This window comes from Eggerthia catenaformis OT 569 = DSM 20559 (genome assembly GCF_000340375.1).
Taxonomy (GTDB): Bacteria; Bacillota_I; Bacilli_A; order Erysipelotrichales; family Coprobacillaceae; genus Eggerthia; species Eggerthia catenaformis.
This window is the reverse complement of the sequence record NZ_KB446649.1, coordinates 310948-331866: the sequence shown is the minus strand read 5'-3', so window position 1 is coordinate 331866 and position 20919 is coordinate 310948. Positions and strand designations below refer to the sequence as shown.

General features: G+C 37.4%; 20 protein-coding genes and 3 rRNA genes. 16 read left to right on the top strand and 7 right to left on the bottom strand.

All coding sequences use genetic code 11. The features are described from left to right. The 8 genes from HMPREF9943_RS08800 to HMPREF9943_RS08765 form a co-directional block, all read left to right on the top strand. Positions 1 to 1467, top strand: a 16S ribosomal RNA gene (locus HMPREF9943_RS08800); the annotation flags it as partial. A gap of 276 nt (positions 1468 to 1743) precedes the next feature. After that, positions 1744 to 4646 (top strand): 23S ribosomal RNA (locus HMPREF9943_RS08795). A 56-nt stretch (positions 4647 to 4702) separates the two neighbouring features. Further along, positions 4703 to 4812 (top strand): 5S ribosomal RNA (gene rrf, locus HMPREF9943_RS08790). Positions 4813 to 4899: 87 nt separating this feature from the next. Next, the gene (gene cdaA, locus HMPREF9943_RS08785) at positions 4900 to 5712 is read left to right on the top strand and encodes a diadenylate cyclase CdaA (protein WP_004804106.1); all 813 of its coding nucleotides are present in this window, start codon (positions 4900 to 4902) and stop codon (positions 5710 to 5712) included. Further along, positions 5705 to 6811, top strand: coding sequence for a CdaR family protein (locus HMPREF9943_RS08780; protein ID WP_004804104.1), 1107 nt, complete (start codon positions 5705 to 5707; stop codon positions 6809 to 6811). Before cdaA ends, HMPREF9943_RS08780 begins: the two co-directional genes overlap by 8 nt. Before the next feature lie 4 nt (positions 6812 to 6815). Further along, positions 6816 to 8162 carry a phosphoglucosamine mutase gene (glmM, locus tag HMPREF9943_RS08775; RefSeq protein WP_004804102.1) on the top strand — a complete coding sequence of 449 codons (1347 nt, stop codon included), beginning with the start codon at positions 6816 to 6818 and terminating at the stop codon, positions 8160 to 8162. 75 nt (positions 8163 to 8237) lie between these two features. After that, positions 8238 to 8894, top strand: a complete 657-nt coding sequence (locus HMPREF9943_RS08770; protein WP_004804101.1) for a response regulator transcription factor — start codon at positions 8238 to 8240, stop codon at positions 8892 to 8894. Position 8895: 1 nt separating this feature from the next. Continuing rightward, positions 8896 to 10224 carry a HAMP domain-containing sensor histidine kinase gene (locus tag HMPREF9943_RS08765; RefSeq protein WP_004804099.1) on the top strand — a complete coding sequence of 443 codons (1329 nt, stop codon included), beginning with the start codon at positions 8896 to 8898 and terminating at the stop codon, positions 10222 to 10224. A 61-nt stretch (positions 10225 to 10285) separates the two neighbouring features. Here the strand turns inward: HMPREF9943_RS08765 and HMPREF9943_RS08760 are convergent, their stop codons facing one another. The 4 genes from HMPREF9943_RS08760 to HMPREF9943_RS08745 all read right to left on the bottom strand — a co-directional run bounded on the left by HMPREF9943_RS08760 (position 10286) and on the right by HMPREF9943_RS08745 (position 12976). Further along, positions 10286 to 11128 (bottom strand): GyrI-like domain-containing protein, encoded by an 843-nt coding sequence (locus HMPREF9943_RS08760; protein ID WP_040402821.1) that lies wholly within the window; start codon positions 11126 to 11128, stop codon positions 10286 to 10288. A 128-nt stretch (positions 11129 to 11256) separates the two neighbouring features. Continuing rightward, the gene (locus HMPREF9943_RS08755; RefSeq protein WP_004804095.1) at positions 11257 to 12159 is read right to left on the bottom strand and encodes an SPFH domain-containing protein; all 903 of its coding nucleotides are present in this window, start codon (positions 12157 to 12159) and stop codon (positions 11257 to 11259) included. 11 nt (positions 12160 to 12170) lie between these two features. Further along, complete coding sequence (locus tag HMPREF9943_RS08750) at positions 12171 to 12596, bottom strand: NfeD family protein (protein WP_004804093.1); 426 nt, start codon at positions 12594 to 12596, stop codon at positions 12171 to 12173. Beyond that, a complete protein-coding gene (locus HMPREF9943_RS08745; protein ID WP_004804091.1) occupies positions 12593 to 12976 on the bottom strand; it encodes a hypothetical protein in 384 nt (127 codons plus the stop codon). The genes HMPREF9943_RS08750 and HMPREF9943_RS08745 overlap by 4 nt, the downstream gene beginning before the upstream one ends. A gap of 124 nt (positions 12977 to 13100) precedes the next feature. On the opposite strand from HMPREF9943_RS08745, the gene HMPREF9943_RS08740 reads away from it, so the two are divergent. From HMPREF9943_RS08740 to HMPREF9943_RS08720, 5 genes are all read left to right on the top strand, one after another. Then, on the top strand, positions 13101 to 13532 hold the full coding sequence (locus HMPREF9943_RS08740) for a hypothetical protein (RefSeq protein ID WP_004804089.1): 432 nt from the start codon (positions 13101 to 13103) through the stop codon (positions 13530 to 13532). A 98-nt stretch (positions 13533 to 13630) separates the two neighbouring features. After that, a complete protein-coding gene (gene deoD, locus HMPREF9943_RS08735; protein WP_004804087.1) occupies positions 13631 to 14335 on the top strand; it encodes a purine-nucleoside phosphorylase in 705 nt (234 codons plus the stop codon). Next, positions 14335 to 14931 (top strand): HAD family hydrolase, encoded by a 597-nt coding sequence (locus HMPREF9943_RS08730; protein ID WP_004804085.1) that lies wholly within the window; start codon positions 14335 to 14337, stop codon positions 14929 to 14931. The genes deoD and HMPREF9943_RS08730 overlap by 1 nt, the downstream gene beginning before the upstream one ends. Positions 14932 to 14978: 47 nt before the next feature. Further along, positions 14979 to 16055: an alanine racemase gene (alr, locus tag HMPREF9943_RS08725; RefSeq protein ID WP_004804083.1), complete on the top strand. Its 1077-nt coding sequence runs from the start codon at positions 14979 to 14981 to the stop codon at positions 16053 to 16055. Next, positions 16045 to 16353 carry a hypothetical protein gene (locus HMPREF9943_RS08720; RefSeq protein WP_004804082.1) on the top strand — a complete coding sequence of 103 codons (309 nt, stop codon included), beginning with the start codon at positions 16045 to 16047 and terminating at the stop codon, positions 16351 to 16353. Before alr ends, HMPREF9943_RS08720 begins: the two co-directional genes overlap by 11 nt. An 86-nt stretch (positions 16354 to 16439) precedes the next feature. Here the strand turns inward: HMPREF9943_RS08720 and HMPREF9943_RS08715 are convergent, their stop codons facing one another. Beyond that, positions 16440 to 16865, bottom strand: a complete 426-nt coding sequence (locus tag HMPREF9943_RS08715; protein WP_004804080.1) for a hypothetical protein — start codon at positions 16863 to 16865, stop codon at positions 16440 to 16442. Between the two features lie 76 nt (positions 16866 to 16941). Then, a complete protein-coding gene (trpS, locus tag HMPREF9943_RS08710) occupies positions 16942 to 17949 on the bottom strand; it encodes a tryptophan--tRNA ligase (protein ID WP_004804078.1) in 1008 nt (335 codons plus the stop codon). A 287-nt stretch (positions 17950 to 18236) separates the two neighbouring features. Here trpS and spx point away from each other — a divergent pair, with 287 nt between their 5' ends. Then, positions 18237 to 18698 carry a transcriptional regulator Spx gene (spx, locus tag HMPREF9943_RS08705; protein WP_004804076.1) on the top strand — a complete coding sequence of 154 codons (462 nt, stop codon included), beginning with the start codon at positions 18237 to 18239 and terminating at the stop codon, positions 18696 to 18698. Here spx and HMPREF9943_RS08700 read toward each other — a convergent pair. Beyond that, positions 18685 to 19251, bottom strand: coding sequence for a CYTH domain-containing protein (locus tag HMPREF9943_RS08700; protein ID WP_004804073.1), 567 nt, complete (start codon positions 19249 to 19251; stop codon positions 18685 to 18687). The two genes, spx and HMPREF9943_RS08700, sit on opposite strands and share 14 nt — an antisense overlap. 77 nt (positions 19252 to 19328) lie before the next feature. Between HMPREF9943_RS08700 and HMPREF9943_RS08695 the strand changes: the two genes are divergently transcribed. Continuing rightward, on the top strand, positions 19329 to 20099 hold the full coding sequence (locus tag HMPREF9943_RS08695; protein WP_004804070.1) for an NAD kinase: 771 nt from the start codon (positions 19329 to 19331) through the stop codon (positions 20097 to 20099). Further along, a complete protein-coding gene (locus HMPREF9943_RS08690; RefSeq protein WP_004804068.1) occupies positions 20096 to 20917 on the top strand; it encodes an RluA family pseudouridine synthase in 822 nt (273 codons plus the stop codon). Before HMPREF9943_RS08695 ends, HMPREF9943_RS08690 begins: the two co-directional genes overlap by 4 nt. Positions 20918 to 20919: the final 2 nt, after the last annotated feature.

Sequence of the window (20919 nt, the reverse complement as noted above, 5' to 3'; positions counted from 1 at the left end):
GGCAGCCAGTGGCGAACGGGTGAGGAGCACATGGGGAACCTGCCCGTCAGAGGGGGACAACAGCTGGAAACGGCTGCTAAGACCGCATAGGCTCAAGGAGGGCATCCTCGTTGAGTTAAAGTGTCCTTTCGGGGACAGCTGACGGATGGACCTGTGGCGCATTAGCCAGTTGGCGGGGTAAAGGCCCACCAAGGCGACGATGCGTAGCCGGCCTGAGAGGGCGGACGGCCACACTGGGACTGAGACACGGCCCAGACTCCTGCGGGAGGCAGCAGTAGGGAATTTTCGGCAATGGGGGGAACCCTGACCGAGCAACGCCGCGTGAGTGAGGAAGGCCTTCGGGCTGTAAAGCTCTGTTGCAGAGGAAGAACGGGAGAGCGAGGAAATGCGCTTTTCGTGACGGTACTCTGCGAGAAAGCCACGGCTAACTACGTGCCAGCAGCCGCGGTAATACGTAGGTGGCAAGCGTTATCCGGAATCATTGGGCGTAAAGAGGGAGCAGGCGGACGCGAAGGTCCGTAGTAAAAGCCCGAAGCTAAACTTCGGGCGGCTATGGAAACCGCGCGCCTGGAGTGCGGAAGAGGATCGCGGAATTCCATGTGTAGCGGTGAAATGCGTAGATATATGGAGGAACACCGGTGGCGAAGGCGGCGGTCTGGTCCGGCACTGACGCTCATTCCCGAAAGCGTGGGGAGCAAATAGGATTAGATACCCTAGTAGTCCACGCTGTAAACGATCGATACCAGGTGTCGGGAGTCACATCCCGGTGCCGAAGCCAACGCATTAAGTATCGCGCCTGAGTAGTACGTCCGCAAGGATGAAACTCAAAGGAATTGACGGGGGCCCGCACAAGCGGTGGAGCATGTGGTTTAATTCGAAGCAACGCGAAGAACCTTACCAGGCCTTGACATCGATCCGATCGCGCGGAGACGCGCGAGACCTTGCCGAAAGGGAAGGAGGAGAAGACAGGTGGTGCATGGTTGTCGTCAGCTCGTGTCGTGAGATGTTGGGTTAAGTCCCGCAACGAGCGCAACCCCTGCCGCCAGTTGCCAGCATTCAGGATGGGGACTCTGGCGGGACTGCCCCTGTAAGGGGGAGGAAGGCGGGGATGACGTCAAATCATCATGCCCCTTATGGCCTGGGCTACACACGTGCTACAATGGACGGAGCAGAGGGAGGCGAAGCCGCGAGGCGGAGCGGAGCCCAGAAACCCGTTCACAGTTCGGACTGCAGCCTGCAACTCGGCTGCACGAAGCTGGAATCGCTAGTAATCGCAGATCAGCATGCTGCGGTGAATACGTTCCCGGGCCTTGTACACACCGCCCGTCACACCATGAGAGTCGGCAACGCCCGAAGCCGGCGGCCCAACCCCGCAAGGGGAGGGAGCTGTCGAAGGCGGGGCTGATGATTGGGGTGAAGTCGTAACAAGGTATCCCTACGGGAACGTGGGGATGGATCACCTCCTTTCTAGGGAGAAGAGAGCGTTTCTACTTGGTTATGAGTGTTCAGACACTCAAGGGAGGGTCCCTGAAAACCGGATAACATATTTCAAGCAAGAAGGAAGGCTGATCGGAAGATCAGACTTTCTGCGAAACACATAACAGAGAATTCAGAGAAGAGATCAGAGATGATAGAAGAGAGTCTGAAATCTGTTGTGGGCAAAAAGCTAAGAAACGAGAAAAGCAAGAGAAACAGCAAGAAAAAAAGCAGAGAACTCAAGCTCATAGAAGAAAGACAAGAGAAGGTCAGGAAAGAAAGGGCGTATGGCGGATGCCATAGGCGCGCGAAGGCGAAGAAGGACGCAGCAAGCGGCGAAATGCGCCGGGGAGCCGCAGGCAGGCAAAGATCCGGCGATATCCGAATGGGGGAACCCGCTCCTCTAAGAGGGGAGCACCGCGGGGCGAACGAAAGGGGCCCCGCAGGAGCGAGACGCAGGGAAGTGAAACATCTGAGTACCTGTAGGAAGAGAAATCAAAAGAGAATCCGTAAGTAGCGGCGAGCGAAAGCGGACGAGCCCAAACCGCAGAGATGCGGGGTAGAAGGAGCTGCGAAGAGCGGAATTGAAGGCGTCAGGGGAATGGGCAGGGAAGCCCATCCGGAGAGGGTGAGAGACCCGTACCCGAAGGCGCAAGCGAGGAAGCGAGCAGAGATCCTGAGTACGGCGGGACACGAGGAATCCTGCCGGAAGCATCGGGGACCATCCCGAAAGGCTAAACACTAGCGCGCGACCGATAGCGAACGAGTACCGTGAGGGAAAGGTGAAAAGAACCCCGGGAGGGGAGTGAAAGAGAACCTGAAACCATATGCCTGCAAGAAGTCAGAGCCCCGCAAGAGGGTGATGGCGTGCCTTTTGTAGAATGAGCCGGCGAGTTGCCGTGCGCGGCGAGGTTAAGCAGAAGATGCGGAGCCGGAGCGAAAGCGAGTCCGAAGAGGGCGGAAGTCGCGCGGGGCAGACCCGAAACCGGGTGAGCTAGCCATGGGCAGGTTGAAGTCGGGGTAAGACCCGATGGAGGACCGAACCGACCCCCGTTGAAACGTTGGCGGATGACCTGTGGCTAGGGGTGAAATTCCAAACGAACCCGGAGATAGCTGGTTCTCCCCGAAATAGCTTTAGGGCTAGCGTCGCGCGGTGGCTGGGGAAGGTAGAGCACTGAATATGCGATGGCCGCATCCCGCGGTACTGAGCATAATCAAACTCCGAATGTTCCCAGAGGAGAAGCGCGGCAGTCAGTCTGCGGGTGATAAGGTCCGTAGACGAGAGGGAAACAGCCCGGACCAGCAGCTAAGGTCCCAAAGTGCATGCTAAGTGGAAAAGGAAGTGGAGATGTGCAGACAGCTAGGAGGTTGGCTCAGAAGCAGCCATCCTTGAAAGAGTGCGTAACAGCTCACTAGTCGAATGACTCCGCGCCGATAATTTACCGGGGCTAAGCATGACACCGAAGCTCTGGGCAGGAGACTGCGGTAGGGGAGCGTTCCATGCAGCGGCGAAGGCAGACCGGAAGGGCGGCTGGAGCGCATGGAAGAGAGAATGCCGGCGTGAGTAGCGAAATGTGGGTAAGAATCCCACACACCGATTGCCCAAGGATTCCAGGGGAAGGTTCGTCCACCCTGGGAGAGTCGGGACCTAAGGTGAGGCCGAGAGGCGCAGCCGATGGAAGACGGGTGGAGATTCCCGTACCCGTATGGCGGTGAAGGAGTGACGGAGAAGCAAGGCGGTGCCGGCGGACGGAAGAGCCGGTGTAAGCGAGAGACCCGGAGACCAGGGAAAACCGGTTTCTGATAAGGGGAAGGCGTGACGCATACGGAAAGCTGAGGCAAGTACGGAAAGCCGAGGAGCATCTTCCAGGAAAAGCTTCTAGCAATAACGACATACGGCCCGTACCGAAAATGGACACACATGGGCAGGGAGAGAATCCCGAGGTGAGCGAGAGAACTGCAGCCAAGGAACTCTGCAAAATGACCCCGTAACTTAGGGAGAAGGGGTGCTCGCTGAGAGGCGAGCCGCAGAAAAATGGCCCAAGCGACTGTTTACCAAAAACACAGCTCTCTGCGAAGGCGCAAGCCGAAGTATAGGGGGTGACGCCTGCCCGGTGCTGGAAGGTTAAGGGGAGGAGTGAGCGAAAGCGAAGCTCCGAGCCGAAGCCCCAGTAAACGGCGGCCGTAACTATAACGGTCCTAAGGTAGCGAAATTCCTTGTCAGGTAAGTTCTGACCCGCACGAAAGGCGTAACGATTTGGGCGCTGTCTCGGCTGCAGACTCGGTGAAGTCTTAGTGCCTGTGAAGATGCAGGCTGCCCGCGACTAGACGGAAAGACCCCATGGAGCTTCACTGCAGGTTGGCATTGGACCTGGGTGCGTGATGTACAGGATAGGCGGGAGGCAGAGAACCCGGCGCGCAAGCGCAGGGGGAGCCGACGTTGGGATACCGCCCTTGGCGCATCTAGGCTCTAACCGGACGCCGGAGACGGGCGACGGGACAGTGCCAGCCGGGCAGTTTGACTGGGGCGGTCGCCTCCTAAAGAGTAACGGAGGCGCCCAAAGATACCCTCAGCATGGATGGAAACCATGCAGCGAGTGCAAAGGCATAAGGGTGTCTGACTGCGAGACAGACAGGTCGAGCAGGGACGAAAGTCGGGCTTAGTGATCCGGCGGTGCCGAATGGAAGGGCCGTCGCTCAACGGATAAAAGCTACCCTGGGGATAACAGGCTGATCTCCCCCAAGAGTTCACATCGACGGGGAGGTTTGGCACCTCGATGTCGGCTCATCGCATCCTGGAGCTGAAGTCGGTTCCAAGGGTTGGGCTGTTCGCCCATTAAAGCGGTACGCGAGCTGGGTTCAGAACGTCGTGAGACAGTTCGGTCCCTATCTGTCGTGGGCGCAGGAGGTCTGAGGAGAGCTGTCCCCAGTACGAGAGGACCGGGGCGGACGGACCGATGGTGGACCAGTTGTCGCGCCAGCGGCACAGCTGGGTAGCCAAGTCCGGAAGGGATAAGCGCTGAAGGCATCTAAGTGCGAAGCCCCCTCCGAGATGAGACCTCCCACCGAAAGGGTAAGGCCCCTTGAAGACGACGAGGTGGATAGACCGGGAGTGCAAGCACGGTGACGTGCTGAGCGGACCGGCACTAATAGGCCGAGGACCTGACCGGAGAGAGAGTCAGAGAGCGAGAAGTATGGAATCCGGTTTTGAGGGACCGTCGGGAGATCCGGTGGTGAAGGCGTGATGGACACACCCGTTGCCCATACCGAACACGGAAGTTAAGCATCACAGCGGCGAAGATAGTCCGAGAGGGCGAAAGGAGCACGCTGCCGGGCAGAGAGAGGGCATCCCCCTCTTTTTTTGTGCTGCTTATTTCTTTATAGTGATTAAAATGTTATAATAGGGCTAAGGAGACTGATTATATGTTATTATCATCTTTATTTTCATATGCTAATTTGCAGATGCTTCTTAAATTATTAAGAACCGGAGTTGATCTGCTTGCAGTATGGATTATCTTATATTATTTGATTATGACTTTTCGTACGAATATCAGAACCATGCAGTTGTTTAAGGGTGTTATATTAATTCTTATTATAAAAGGAATTACAACTATTTTTGGTTTGGCTACTCTTAATGCTTTAGTAGATATGGTTCTTACATGGGGGGTTTTAGCGGTTATTATTATTTTTCAGCCTGAAATTCGTCATATCTTAGAAAAAATGGGACAAACGAGAAATGATTTTACTCATGAATTATCTAGCACTGAAAAAGAAACTGTCATGAATGAATTGGTAAATGCGATTACTAGAATGAGTAAAGACCATACGGGAGCTTTGATTACTTTTGAAAGACAAGCTGATCTCTCAGATTTTATTCAAACCGGCATTCGAGTAACATCTGATATTAAATCTGAGTTATTGTTGACTATTTTTTATGAGGGAACACCGCTTCATGACGGTGCAACTATTATTAAGAATGATCAGATTGTTGCATCAGCTTGCTTTTATCCGCCTACTAATAAGGATGTTCCTGCAAACTATGGTGCACGCCATCGTGCGGCTATTGGAATTAGTGAAATTACAGATTCTCTAACAGTTGTAGTAAGTGAAGAAACCGGTAATATATCTTTTTGTATAGATGGTGAATTAAAGGTTATTAACCCTAATGAATTAAGATTACAATTGATTAAAGAACTTAATTGGTACGGTAATCAGGAGGATGATTATCATGAGTGAAAATAAAAAAAGAGGATCAACAACAGATTTCTTTTTAAAATATGTAAAGAAAGAAAAGAATCTTAAAGAATTAGATAATGAAAAAAAAGAAGAATTTGATATTAAAAAAACTAAAAGCATGGATTATATTGCAAAAATATATAATTCTGTTAATAAGATATTAGATAAAATGCTGAAGAGTAGGCAATCTGTATTACTTGTTTCTTTAGTGTTATCACTTATTTTATTCATTACATTAGCTGGCGGAGATGTTGTTTCAACGACAACATCAGGTAAGGTTATTAAGGAAGTGACTGTTAAAGTTGAAGGATTAAAAGATGGCTATGAAGTTTCCGGAATACCTACTAATGTGAATATAATGCTGGTAGGTCCAAGTATTGATATTTATACTGCCCAGTTAACTAAAAACTATGAAGTTTATGCTGATTTATCAGGATATAGTGAAGGAGTTCATACTATTTCCTTAAGAACAAGAAATTTTTCGAATGATTTAAAAGTTTCTGTAGTACCTGAAACATCATCGATTACAATTTCTAAGACAATCAGTAAGAATTTTAAGCTGGGTTACGAATTTATTAATCAGAATGAACTGAATGAAAAATATGCGGTTTCAATGAAAGAACTCTCTAAAGATACAGTTAAAGTAGAAGCATCAAAAGCAACACTATCAAAAATAGATCATGTCAATGCATTAATAAATGTATCCGATAAGATTAAAAGCTTTACGGATACATGTGAAATAAAAGCTTATGATGCTGCAAATAATGAAATAAAATGTAAAATAACACCAAATACTGTTAAAGCAACATGTAGAGTAGATAGCTATTCTAAAGATGTTGCGGTTAAACCTCATTTTATTGGAGAATTAAAGGAAGGCTATGAAATTAAAAGTTATAAGCTTTCACCTAGTACTATTACTATATATGGTAAGCGAAGTGATATTTCTGATATTAATTCAATTTCATGTGATGTTAATATTACTGATTTATCAGGATCAACAAAGCTTACTAGTTTAACTTTAGAAAATAATGATAAAATTTCTAAAAAATCAAAAGATACAATTGATATTAGTTTAACCATAGGAAAAAAAGGAGATTAATAAAATGGGGAAATATTTTGAAACTGATGGATTCAGAGGAGAAGCAAATGTTGATTTAACTGTGGAACATGCTTTTAAGGTAGGACGCTATTTAGGCTATTATTATGGAAGAAACCATAAAGCTAAGATTGTGATTGGAAAAGATACAAGGCGGTCAAGCTATATGTTTGAATATGCTTTAATTGCCGGTATTACTGCATCGGGAGCAGATGCTTATATGCTCCATGTTACTACAACACCTTCTGTATCTTATATTGTCAGAAGTGATGAATTTGATTGCGGGATCATGATTAGTGCATCACATAACCCATATTATGATAATGGAATTAAGATTATTAATGAAAAGGGACAAAAACTAGAAGCTGATATAGAAAATAAGATTGAAAAGTATATTGATGGCTTAACGGAAGAAATCCCTCTTGCGAAAAAGGATGATATTGGACGTACAATAGATTATTCAATGGGACGTAATCGTTATATTGGTTATTTAATGAGTATTCCTATACGTGCTTTTAAAGATATTAAAGTAGGTCTTGACTGTGCCAATGGCTCTGCATCAAATATTGCTAAGGCGGTATTCGATGCCCTTGGGGCAAAGACTTATGTTATTAATAACCAGCCTGATGGTGTAAATATTAATAGGAATGCCGGTTCTACACATATAGAGAGATTACAGGAGTTTGTTGTCAGTAATGCATTAGATGTAGGATTTGCTTATGATGGAGATGCGGATCGCTGTATTGCGGTTGATGAATTTGGTCGTGAAGTAAATGGGGATCTTATTCTTTATGTATGCGGAAAAGAGATGAAAGCTAAAGGTGAACTTAATAATAATAAAATTGTAACTACAATCATGAGTAATTTAGGTTTATATAAAGCTTTAGATAAATTAGGTATTGAATATGAGAAAACAGCGGTAGGTGATAAATATGTCTATGAGAATATGATTACTTATGGTAATGTGATTGGTGGAGAACAGAGCGGTCATATTATTTTCTCAAAACATGCAACGACTGGAGACGGTATTTTAACATCATTGAAAGTTATGGAAACAATGATTGAAAATAAGCAGACTTTAGCTCAGCTAACAGAAGGTGTCAAAATTTATCCGCAACTTTTAATTAATGTAAGAGTAAAAGATAAGAATGTTGTATTGGAAGACAATGATGTTAAGCAAGCTGTTTTAGATGTAGAAACAGCTTTACAAGGTGATGGACGTGCTCTTGTCAGACCGTCAGGTACAGAACCTGTTATTCGTGTAATGGTTGAAGCAGCAACTGAAGAATTATGTCATGAATATGTTTTAAAAGTAGTTAATGTAATTAAAGACAAAGGATATACAAAAGATTAAATCACATAATATTACATACTGTTAACATTTTTTAAAAGGATCAGTCAGATAATATATAATTGTGAGGTAGTATATATGGAATATCGTATTAATATAATAGATGATGAAAAAAACCTAAATGATTTAGTACGCATGTATTTAGAAAAGGAAGGATATATTATCCATTCTTTTTATACATATGATGAAGCGATGCTTCATATCAATGACGATGTTCATTTATGGATTGTTGATATTATGCTTGATAAATCCAGCGGCTTTGATCTGTTAAATGAAATTAAGAATATAAGGCCGGATATGCCTGTTGTTTTTATGAGTGCAAGAGATCAGGAGTTTGATCGGATCATAGGATTAGAAAAGGGAAGTGATGAATATATTACTAAACCTTTTAATATGAAAGAATTTGTTTTAAGAATATATAATATTCTTAAACGTGTTTATAAAGATAATCTTAATCTGATAGAAATTGATGGCTATGCAGTAGATAATTTAAAACGCAAGGTTTTCTTAAATGATCAGGATATAGAATTAACTACAAAAGAATATGATTTGCTCCTCTATTTTATTAAAAATAAAGGACTTGCGATATCACGGGAACAGGTTCTTAATAAAGTATGGGATGAAAATTATTTTGGCAGTGACCGTGTTGTTGATGATACATTAAGAAGATTAAGAAAGAAGATGCCTAAAATCAATATTAAGACTATTTATGGATTTGGCTATCGGCTAGATTAATATGTTAAGAAGAATATCTCTATTAAAACAGCTGATCGTAGTATTTATCATATTAGCAATTATTGATATTGCAGTATTAATGCCTTTAATTGATTATAATCTTCATAATATCATAGATAGTCAGATGTTTGATAGATTAGAAAGTGCACAGCTTTCTTATCCGTCTAATGATAATGAAGTTTCTTATATCGAAAATAAGCCTAAAATTGGACGTGTTTTTACTTTTGAATATAATTCTAAGACCAATAAGACAATAATCACTCACTTGTTTGGAGATTCCTATACTGATATATTCAACTATCTTCTAGCAAGAGATATTGCTGATATAGTTGCTGATAAATCACATCGGACCATTGAATCCAAAGCTGATATTCTAGGAAAAACCTATTATTATCGTATTTTATATAAAGGAAAGAATAACTATTATATTTCTTTTATGAGCAGTGATTATTCAGAATCACTGCTTGCAAAGATGAGAAATAGAATTATTTATATTGTGTATGGTTTTATGGCATTAACAGCTTTAGTTATGATTATATGGGTTATAACTTTAATTAATCCATTACGAAAAATAAGAATATATATTGATCATGTTAAAGACAGACAAAAAGCGGTATTATCAATAAATCGTGATGATGAGATAGGATTAGTTGCGAAGGCACTTACTGATATGAAAGAAAATATTGATAAGCAGGAAAAAGCAAAAGAGGAAATGATTCATAACATTTCTCATGATTTAAAAACACCTATTGCTTTGATTAAATCTTATAGTCAGTCGGTAAAAGATGATATATATCCATATGGAGATAAAAATTCATCAATGGATGTAATCTTAGAAAACGCTGATAGATTAGAACATAAAGTCAAAACATTACTCTATTTAAATAGATTAGATTATATTGGCTCCGAAGAGCTGCAACTTAAATCTTTTCATATGAAAGATTTAATAGAACATATCGTTACTCAAATGAATAATCTTAATAGTTTGAACATTCAAACAGCTTTAGAAGATGCTTTATTTGTAGGTGATCAGGAGCATTGGCGTATTGCGATTGAGAATATTATTGATAATGCTTCAAGATATGCTAAAAAGTATATCAGAATCACATTAAAGAATAATGAATTAATTATTTATAATGATGGTGAACCTATTGAAGAAGACAAGATAGAAGATCTCTTTAAGCCTTATGTGAAAGGTATTAAAGGACAGTTTGGACTGGGATTATCTATTGCAGCTAAAACAGCAGATATGTATGGCTATACTATTAAAGCTAAAAATGAAAAAACAGGTGTTTCATTTATTTTTAAAAAATATAACCATCAGAAATGATATTAAAAACATCTCTTTAATAGAAGAGATGTTTTTAATAGATTATTTTTATGATTAGAAATTATGCTTTAGCTATTGGAATCCATAATTCCATCTTATAATCTTTACTGTGCATATCTCCTTCATAATAATATTCAAAGTCAGGACTTCCGGAGTGAATATATCCGTGTTCCGGAAAGAATACTTCCATTATATATTTCCAGCCATTATGAATACATTCAGGTATGCTTCCGGTTAATTCAACAACCGCATATTCAGCTTCCTTAACTTCTAAAAGATCAAGTCCCATTTCCTTAGCTTTATTGATATCAGTAACAATATAAGCCGCCATATAATTGATAGTATCCGGATTTTTTACATCATGGCAAATACCAATACTTTGTCCTTCGCCAAGCTTTGATAGTTCATCAGAGCTATACTTTGAATAGAGTTTATCCCATACTTCCGGGCATAGAGCTGAATTAATACCCTGTCGATTAATACCGGCTGCTGTAAAAGCAGCTTTCTTTTGAATAGTGATGTTCATGCTTCTTCCTCCTTTTATACTCAGTGCTAATTGAACTCGTGAAAATAGTTTGAATGGTTTTCCATTCCTTACACCTGAAGGGGCTGCTCCATGAAAATTTTTAAAAGCCGTTCCAAATGAATCAGATGATTCATAACCAAACATTATAGCTATATCAATGATTTTCTTATCAGTATCTCTTAATAAAACAGCTGCTTCAGTCAATCTTCTGCTTCTTATGTATTCTGATAGGGTAGTCTCAGTTAATATAGAAAATAATCGACTAAACATCGGATAAGAGTATCCTGATAAATAGGCTATTTTCTTTTCATCTATCTCATCATCTAAAACTGTTTCAATATAATCTATTGTATTGTTGAACGACTTAATAATATTCATCATATCTTTCTCCCTTCATTTTCCAGTATAAACTTTATAAAAACTTTATACCCTATAATATATGTACGGATTTTAACGGTATTTTTCTCATATATTAATTATAACTAAAAATAGAACTCTTAGGAGTTCTATTTTTGATCTTTAAGAATTTCAGCAGCAGCTGTCAGTGTACCGGCAATGCTTTGCAGATTACTTGGAACAATAATCTTTGTAGATTGTCCATTTGCAAGATCCTTTAATGCCTTTAATCCTTCCAGCTGAATATAGGCATCTCCGGGATGAGCCTGATTGATATAATCAACAGCTTTAGCTTGTGCTTCATAAACTAAGCGCAGTGCTTCAGCCTGACCTTCAGCACGGGCAATAGCAGCTTCTTTTTCAGCAGTAGCACGTAAAACCATAGACTCTTTATCTCCTTCAGCAGTTAAGATAGCTGATTGTTTTTTACCTTCAGCAACAAGAATAGACTCACGTCTTTCACGTTCTGCACGCATCTGCTTTTCCATAGCTTCCTGAATATCCCTAGGTGGAATAATGTTTTTAACTTCTACACGTGTTACCTTTACTCCCCATGGATCAGTCGCTTCATCTAAGATAGCTCTCATTTCAGAGTTAATAGTATCTCTAGATGTGAGAGTTTCATCTAATTCCAAATCACCAATAATATTACGTAAAGTTGTTGCGGTTAAAGTTTCAATTGCATTGATTGGACGAACAACACCATAGGTGAATAATTTAGGATCAGTGATAGAAAAATAAACTACAGTATCTATTTGCATAGTAACATTATCTTTAGTAATAACAGGCTGAGGAGGGAAGTCCATAACCTGTTCTTTTAAAGAAACACGATTGCTGACACGATCAAGAAATGGAACCAGAATATGCAAACCTACATTACATGTACGATTGTAAGCACCAATTCTTTCAACTACATAAGCATAAGATTGTGGAACAATCTTAATTGTGCTGGTAATGATAATAATTGCTAAAACAACAACAATTGTTATAAAAATAATAAACCCATAATTCATAATTTTTCCTCCTATACTTTCCTTACAATAATATGAGCACCTTCAATAGCTAATATTTCCACTTTTTCATTTACATCAATAAACTCATCATTTAAAGACTGAGCACGCCAGTAAGTATCTCTGATTTTTACTTCGCCTTTTTGATTATCATGAATTTTCTTGCTGACAATCCCAATCTGACCAATAATAGAATCGGTATTGGTTTTTGTGATATTTCCATGTAGCATCTTTCTGGCAAGAGGTCTGGAAACAATCACACAAATTGCACTGACAATCATAAATATACTGATCTGAACTTGTATACTTGCTCCTAAAAGTTGACAGAGCAGTGCACAGGCAGCGCCAATGGTAAACCAGATACTGACCAAAGTTACTGTAGCAACTTCTATTATAGCACTAATAATCACAATGAGTGACCAAAATATACTCATGTTCATACAACCACTCCTTTACTGTAATTACCTTTTAAAATACGATGAGCTTTGTCATAAGTAGCATCAAGCTTTAAGCAGTGATTATCAGTAATAGATTGATTAGTAACATTATTAAGTGTATTAATGAAGCTTTTACTTGTAATACGTCCGTAACTCTTGCCTAAAGAAATCTTATGTAAAGAATCCTCAGGATAAAGATTCATATCAATTTCATTTTTACTTAAAGGTTTAATGCCAATTTCATGATTATCTTCATCAATACCAAGTAGAACATAATTTACTTCTTCAAAAAACTGACAGGCTGCTTTGTTTAAGGTGACATTTGTTGGATAAATCGTAATTATAAGTTTAGAATATTCATTTGTTGTCCAGACAAAAGCCATATCATCATCTCCTTTGATTACATTATATTATTAAAATTATTATTACGCAAGATAAATTATGATTAATATATAAATATATTTTGAAAGTTATCAAAGAGTCTATATAATAGAAACAGGTGATATTATGAAAAGATTATATTTATTATTGATTATATGTTTGCTATGTGGCTGTGGGACAGAAAAAATAAAGCTTAAAGAATCAGTAATTATTGAGTTTTATTCAATAACATCATGTGGTGAATGCAAAGCGTTTAAGAAAAATGCGATTCCATATATTAAGAAAAAATTAGAAAATCAAGTTACTATTAGAATGAAAGATCTTGATAATCAAAAGGATTTAAAAGATTATGAACAGATTATTAAAAAACTTAGAAACTTTGATCAGGAATACTATGGAATGGGACCTTTTATTAATGTAAAAGGAAAAATGGCTTATTTAGGATATGAAGCAGATGATGAAAAAGATATTATTAATGATATTATTGCCTTAGATCAGGGAAACACACTTTCTTCAAAAGGCAAAGGACATCGTTATATGTATCAAAAGAAGAGTTAAAAGCTCTTTTTTGTTTACATATCATTATGAAATAAAATATGTTATAATGAGAAAGGTGCTTTTATACATAATAAATAATAAGAGAAAGGAATGATAATATGGGAACAGCACACAATAATGCAAATAAAGGAGATTTTGCAAAAACAGTTCTAATGCCCGGGGATCCATTACGAGCAAAGTATTTGGCGGAACATTATTTAGAAAACGTCAGAGAAGTCAATAATGTCAGAGGTATGCTAGGCTATACAGGAACATATAAAGGAAAAGAAGTTTCTATTATGGGAAGCGGTATGGGAATGCCTTCTATAGGTATTTATAGTTATGAATTGTTTACACAGTATGATGTAGAGAATATTATTCGTATTGGGTCAGCAGGCTCAATTAACAAGGATGTGCATATTCGAGAGGTAGTTATTGCTCAAGGGGCATGTACAGATTCCGCATGGGCTCATCAGTACGAGCTTCCGGGAGTATATTCAGCTATATCTTCATTTGATTTGTTAGAAAAAACTGTACATCAGGCAAAAGAAAAAAATATTCACTATCATGTAGGTAATATTCTATCCTCAGATATTTTTTATCATGCTGATAGTACATCAACAGCTGCCTGGAGCAAGATGGGTGTTTTAGCTGTAGAAATGGAAACCTATGCATTATTTTCAACTGCTGCTTATTTAGGAAAGAAAGCATTAACGCTACTTACTATTTCTGATTCATTAGTCAATGATGAACCGGAAACAACCGCAAGTGAAAGGGAAAAGACTTTTACTGATATGATGGAAATTGCTTTGGAGATTGCTTAATGGTCAAATGTGCATTCTTTGATTTTGATAATACAATTGTTCATGGAGATAGTATAGTTAAGCTTCTGAAATATGCATTAAAGAAGCATCCATTATCTGTTTTTAGATTTTTAAAGACGCTTTTATATGCTTTATTATATGTTTTACACTTGGTAACTCATGAACAATTAAAGGAAACGATTCTTTTTCCTCTCCGTTTATTGAATGATAAGGAATTAGAAGTATTTTATCAGACTAGTGTAATGCCTGATTATTATCCTCATATGGCAGAGGAAATGCAAAAAAGGAAAGAAGAAGGATGTATCATTTTTCTTGTTACTGCAAGCAGTGAGGCTTATATGAAATATACGGATTTACCGGTGGATGTATTAATAGGAACAAAGACTGAAAATGGTCATATTATCGGTAGGAATTGTAAAGGAGCTTCTAAAGTAGAACGAATAGAAGCTTATTTAAAAGATCATCAAATGATTATAGACTATGAGCATTCTTATGGATATTCAGATTCCAGACATGATATACCAATGTTAAATCTAGTTAAAAACAGATTTAAAGTAGATAAGAAAGATGGACATTTATCACCATTTATTTATTGAAAACAAGAAATAATCAGACTATAATGATGCCCATAAGGAGACTAATAATGACACGATATCGTGATACCTATGCAAAAATTAATTTAAATGATATCTGTTATAATGCGGATGTTATTTATCAGAAAACTAAAAAACCGATGGCAGCAATTATTAAGGCCAATGCTTATGGACATGGTTATCAGGAAGTCGCAAATGCTTTAAAAAACCATCCTCATATTGCATTATTTGCGGTTGCTACATTAAAGGAAGCTATTGATATTAGAGAACTCGGCATTAAACAGGAAATTCTTGTTTTAGGACCTGTTCCATTAGCTGATTTATCTATTGCGATTAAGAAGAATATCTCACTTACATTATTAAGCTTTGATTATCTTAATGAGATTGTTAGACATCATCAGGGAAATATTCCTGTTAAGGTACATATTGCGATAGATACAGGGATGAATAGGATAGGGTTTAAGACAAGGGAAGAACTTGAAAAGATACTAAGAACTATTGATCCTAAGGTAATTGATGTAGAAGGTATATTTACTCATTTTGCAACAGCTGATGAACCATCAATGAAAAATGAATATAAAAAACAGCTATCCAGATTTAAAGAGATTATAGGAAATCTAAAATTTCGTTATATTCATTGTGATAATACAGCAGCAATGATGTTTCATGATTCTAATTTTGGGAATCTGGTGAGGCTTGGTATCGGTCTTTATGGAATAGATCCTCGTGGTGTAGAAAATAAAGAATTGAGACAGGCGATGAGTCTTTATACAAAAGTGGCTATGGTGAAGACTATTCATAAAGGCGAAAAAGTTGGCTATGGTATGACTTATGAAGCGACAGATGATGAATTAATAGGAACTTTACCAATTGGATATGCTGATGGATTTTTAAGAGGTAATCAGAATAGACATGTCTATATTAATGGTAAAGAATATCCTGTGGTAGGAAGAGTCTGTATGGATCAATGCATGGTTAAAGTAGATGAAACAGTTCATACCGGTGATGATGTGGAAATCTTTGGACAACATATTTCATTAGCCAGAATGGCTAATGAATTAGGTACTATACCTTATGAGATTACTTGTATTATATCCCCAAGAGTGGAGAGAGAATATGAAGACTAGACAGGAATATGCGAAACTTATCAGAAAATTAGAAATTTTATCAACAATTTTCATGACTGCCGGTTTCTTGCTTTCCCTAATAATGAACTGGGGTATTTATGGCATTATTTTTGTGGTTCTTATATTTTTGATATTTAACATATTTTCATATCGTTTTATGAAAATATGCAGATGTGAATACTGTAACAGTATTGATATATTCACAAAAAAATTTGGCTTTACAAATGGAATTAAATCTCATTGTCCGGCTTGCCATAAGAAAATAAAGAATACGATTAAATATATTGAGAAGAAATAATTCTTCTCTTTTTTATATTTGCATGATAGTAGGAGATAAAATAAAAAAACACCAAAAAACTAATCAATCAAAAAAAGACTGAATAATCAGTCTTTGTCATTTTCCTTAATAAAGTCTGTGAGATAATAATATTGCATAGCACCGGATTTATTAGCAGTAACTTTACCTTTTTTAATAATCATTGTACATGGTGTTGTAGCGTCAATTTTTAAGGTTTTTGATAAATAATCTGCTTTAACTTTACTTAAGTCTAAGAAATAAATAGTCTTGTTTCTGTTTTTTGTACAGTAGTCTGTTAAGACTCCTTGATAACTGACAACAGAGTTGTCATTAGAATTACCGGCTACTAATATAAAACTGCTTTTATCTTTTAATTTAGATTCCAATTGTGAAGCTGTGATTGTTTTATAAGTTGCATAGGTTGCCTGACGATAAATGAACAGTCCTGCAAAGATGACCAAAACTAAGCCAAAGACACTGATTTCTTTTGATATTTTTTTAAAAAACTGCATTATTTCTGCCTCCAATACTTTTTCATTTTAACAAATTTTTTCTTATAAAACAATAAGAAACATACAATGTTCCTTATCAGTGTTTCTTATTGATAGTAATACCTATTTTTCTTTCTACTTTAGCAAGCTTTTTACGTGCTATGCTTCGAGCGTGCTCTGCACCCTGATTAAGAATATTTTCAATATAATCACCTTGAATGATTTCATTATACTTATCTTGTATCTTCTGTAATTCAAGACCGGTTATTTCAGCAAGATCCTTTTTAAATTCACCATATCCTTTATCTTTATAGCTTTCTTCCAAATCAGAAATGGAACGATTAGATAAAATAGAATAAATTTCTAATAAATTAGAAATACCCGGTTTATTTATCTTATCATAATAAATATGAGAGTCGCTATCAGTAACAGCTGACATGATTTTCTTTTTAGAAATATTAATCGGATCCAATATATAGATACATCCTTTACCGGTAGGATCTGATTTACTCATTTTACTTAAAGGATCCTGAAGACTCATGATTCGTCCTCCAACCTTAGGTGTTAAAGGCTCAGGAAGTTTGAAAGTATCACTGTAACGGCTATTAAAACGTTCAGCAATATTTCTGGCTAATTCTACGTGCTGTTTTTGGTCATCACCTACAGGCACATAATCCGGATCATACATAAGAATATCAGCATTCATTAATGAAGGATAATTAAATATACCTGCACCGATGCTTGCATCTTTCTTATCTTTTGATTTTTCAATTTGAAGTTTATATTGAGTCATACGAGAAAGTTCTCCCATATTGACCATACAGCCGAGATACCATCCTAACTGAGCATGTTCTAGGATATCACTTTGTAGAAATAAAGTTACTTTCTCCGGATCAAGTCCTGCTGCCAGATATAAGGCAATCAAATCTTTTGTATTTTGTCTAAGTATTTTCGGTTCCTGATAAATAGTCATAGAATGCAGATTCGCAATAAAAATAATCATTTCATATTCATTCTGATAATTCACAAAAGGCTTGATAGCACCAATATAGTTTCCTAAAGTTACTCTTCCTGTCGGCTTAATGCCGCTTAACATACGTTTCATCAAAATCCTCCTAATAAAAAAGCCTATCCCTAAAGGATAGATACCACCTTTAAAATCACTATCATTAACGCAGATTCACGTTAAAGGATTTCCCCTCTACCCTCACAGGTCCATTTATCTATGCGTCACCATCAGGCTTCCACCTTCCCTGACTCTCTTAAGATGCGTTTATAGGTTTTATTTCCTGTTCAACAGTTTATTTAACCTTAGCACAGGCAATTTTCGTTGTCAATTATTTCTATACATTTAGGCTATTTAGTGTATAATATTTTTAAGAGGTGAAGCCTATGATAAGAATATATACAGCACCAAGCTGTGCTTCATGCAGAAAAGTGAAAGCCTGGATGAAAGAACATCATATTGCTTATGTTGAAAAAAATATATTTTCTGTTTTATTAAGAGAGGAAGAGCTCAAAGAGCTTTTAGAAAGAAGTGAAAATGGAACAGATGACATTATTTCTAAACGTTCTAAAATCATTAAAGAGGGCGGTATTGATATAGATGATATGAGTATTAATGAACTTATTCATTTTATTCAAAAGAATCCTTCTATTTTAAAAAGACCTATTATTATTGATGAACGTCGTTTTCAGGTAGGTTATAATGCGGAGGAAATTAGAGTTTTTATTCCCCGTGAATTAAGACAGCTGACTTATTGTGAAAACGCTGACTATTGTCCACAGTTTAAAGATATAGATATCAAATCTGCATATGACAGAGATCATAAAAAAGTTCTTACTTCTCAGTAAGAACTTTTGCATTTATAATTCTTTTTAATTTACTTGGACAATTATGATTATATTGTAAATGATGTTTTTTAAGCAGTTCTTCAAACTGCTTTTTTCCTTTCTCGATATCATTAATTTCAAATTCTAATTCATAATCAATCTTATTTTCATAATAGTTTTTATCTAAAGACAAGATTCCATAAGTCATTAAATAATCATGTCTGGTTGTTTTTAAAGAACTGAACAGATGTATCTCTTTTAATGAAAATCCTTCTCTTATTAGTCTTTGAGTAATAGGATTTTCTTTCCAAATACCTTTTAAATAATCAGCAGCTTCTTCTTGAGTTAAAGAAATATTATACTCATGTCGTCCGATAGAAGCGGGAGTCTTTAAAGTCATTTCATAAGTCTTTTCTTTTTTTCTTATTCTTAAAGCATATTTTTTAGAAGAAAGTTCTTTGCTTGTAAAATAATAGTTAATTTGAGTATAAATATGCATGGGATACTGATTGATTATATCTTTGAATTTTTCTTCCGTTAATAAGATCTTATATTCTATTTCTAAGTTTTCCATTTTTATCACCTTTTTTATTATAACTTAACTCATTGCACTATTCATCTGTTTTTTATATAATTAGTAAGGGTGATAGTGTGAAAAAATATGCAATTGTATCACGTGGTGATAAAGCATCAAGTGATTTAGTTAAAGAATTAAGAAATGGGTTAGATGGGAGCTTAAAATATGATGAAAAATCCCCGGACCTTGTGATTTCAGTAGGTGGAGATGGAACTATGCTCTATAGTGTACATGCTTATCAGCATCTTTTAGAGAAAACAGCTTTTGTCGGTATTCATACAGGAACATTAGGATTCTATACTGATTATCAGAAGGATGAGGCTCATTTACTGATATATGATATTAAACATTCGAGCATGGAAACGGAAGCTCGTTCATTAATAGAAATAGATTATCAGGATAGAACATATTTTGCCTTAAATGAAATGAGACTAGAAAATAATCGTCATTCTCAGGTTATAGATATTCATATTAATAATGAATATTTAGAAACATTTAGAGGTAATGGTATTTGTATTTCTACGCCATCCGGATCTACTGCTTATAATAAAGCTGTTCAGGGAGCTGTTGTCAGTCAGGGAATTAGAGTGATGCAGATCAGTGAAATAGCCGGTATTAATCATAATGCCTATCGTTCTTTAGGCTCATCTTTAATTCTAACTGATCAGCAGGAAGTAACATTGCATACGATTAATTATGAACATACAGTTTTATGTATTGATATAGACTGTATTGAACTGGCTCAAAATGAAACTATTAAAGTACGTGTTTCACAAAAAGAAGCTCATTTTGCTTCTTTTAGACAAGTTTCTTTTGTAGAAAGATTAAAGAAGGCCTTTTTATGAGAATGGATTTTACTGCTGATCAGAGTGATGCAGGGAAACGATTAGATCTCTTTTTTTATAAAAGAAGAGTATCAAAGAAACTATTAAAGGATTCTAAGTATTATGGATTACTGCTTGTGAATGGTGAGAGAAAGACAGTACGTTATATTGTAGAGGAGAATGATCAGATCAGTATTATCTTTCCTAAGGAAGAAAGTCAGGTTATTCCAATTAAAATGGATTTAAGAATTATTTATGAAGATGATTATCTGATGATTATAGATAAACCTGCACATTTGGCAGTAATACCAAATAAAAGATATTATAATAATAGTCTGGCAAATGGCATTATGTATTATTTTAATAGGCATCATATTGAATCAAGTATTCATATTGTGAATAGACTGGATAAAGAAACAAGAGGATATCTTTTAGCAGCTAAAAGCAGATTTATTCATGACTGTTTCTCTTCACAAATTAAGTCTATTAAAAGAGTTTATCATTGCATAGTGGAAGGTCATCCCGGGACAGGAATTATTAATAAGTCTATCGGTCATGCTCATGATCATGGGACTAAAAGATGTATTGATGAAAATGGTCTTCATGCAGTGACTCATTATAAGACTTTAAAAGAATATCAGAATTCTTCACTTGTTGAGTGTATTTTAGAAACCGGAAGAACACATCAAATTAGAGTACATATGGCTTCTATTGGACATCCAATTATTGGTGATGAACTTTATAGTCATACATTAGGAGATTTTTATTTGGAGAGTGTAGAAATATCTTTTGTTCATCCTATTACAGAACAACAAATGGCATTTAAAAAGCAGCATTAGCT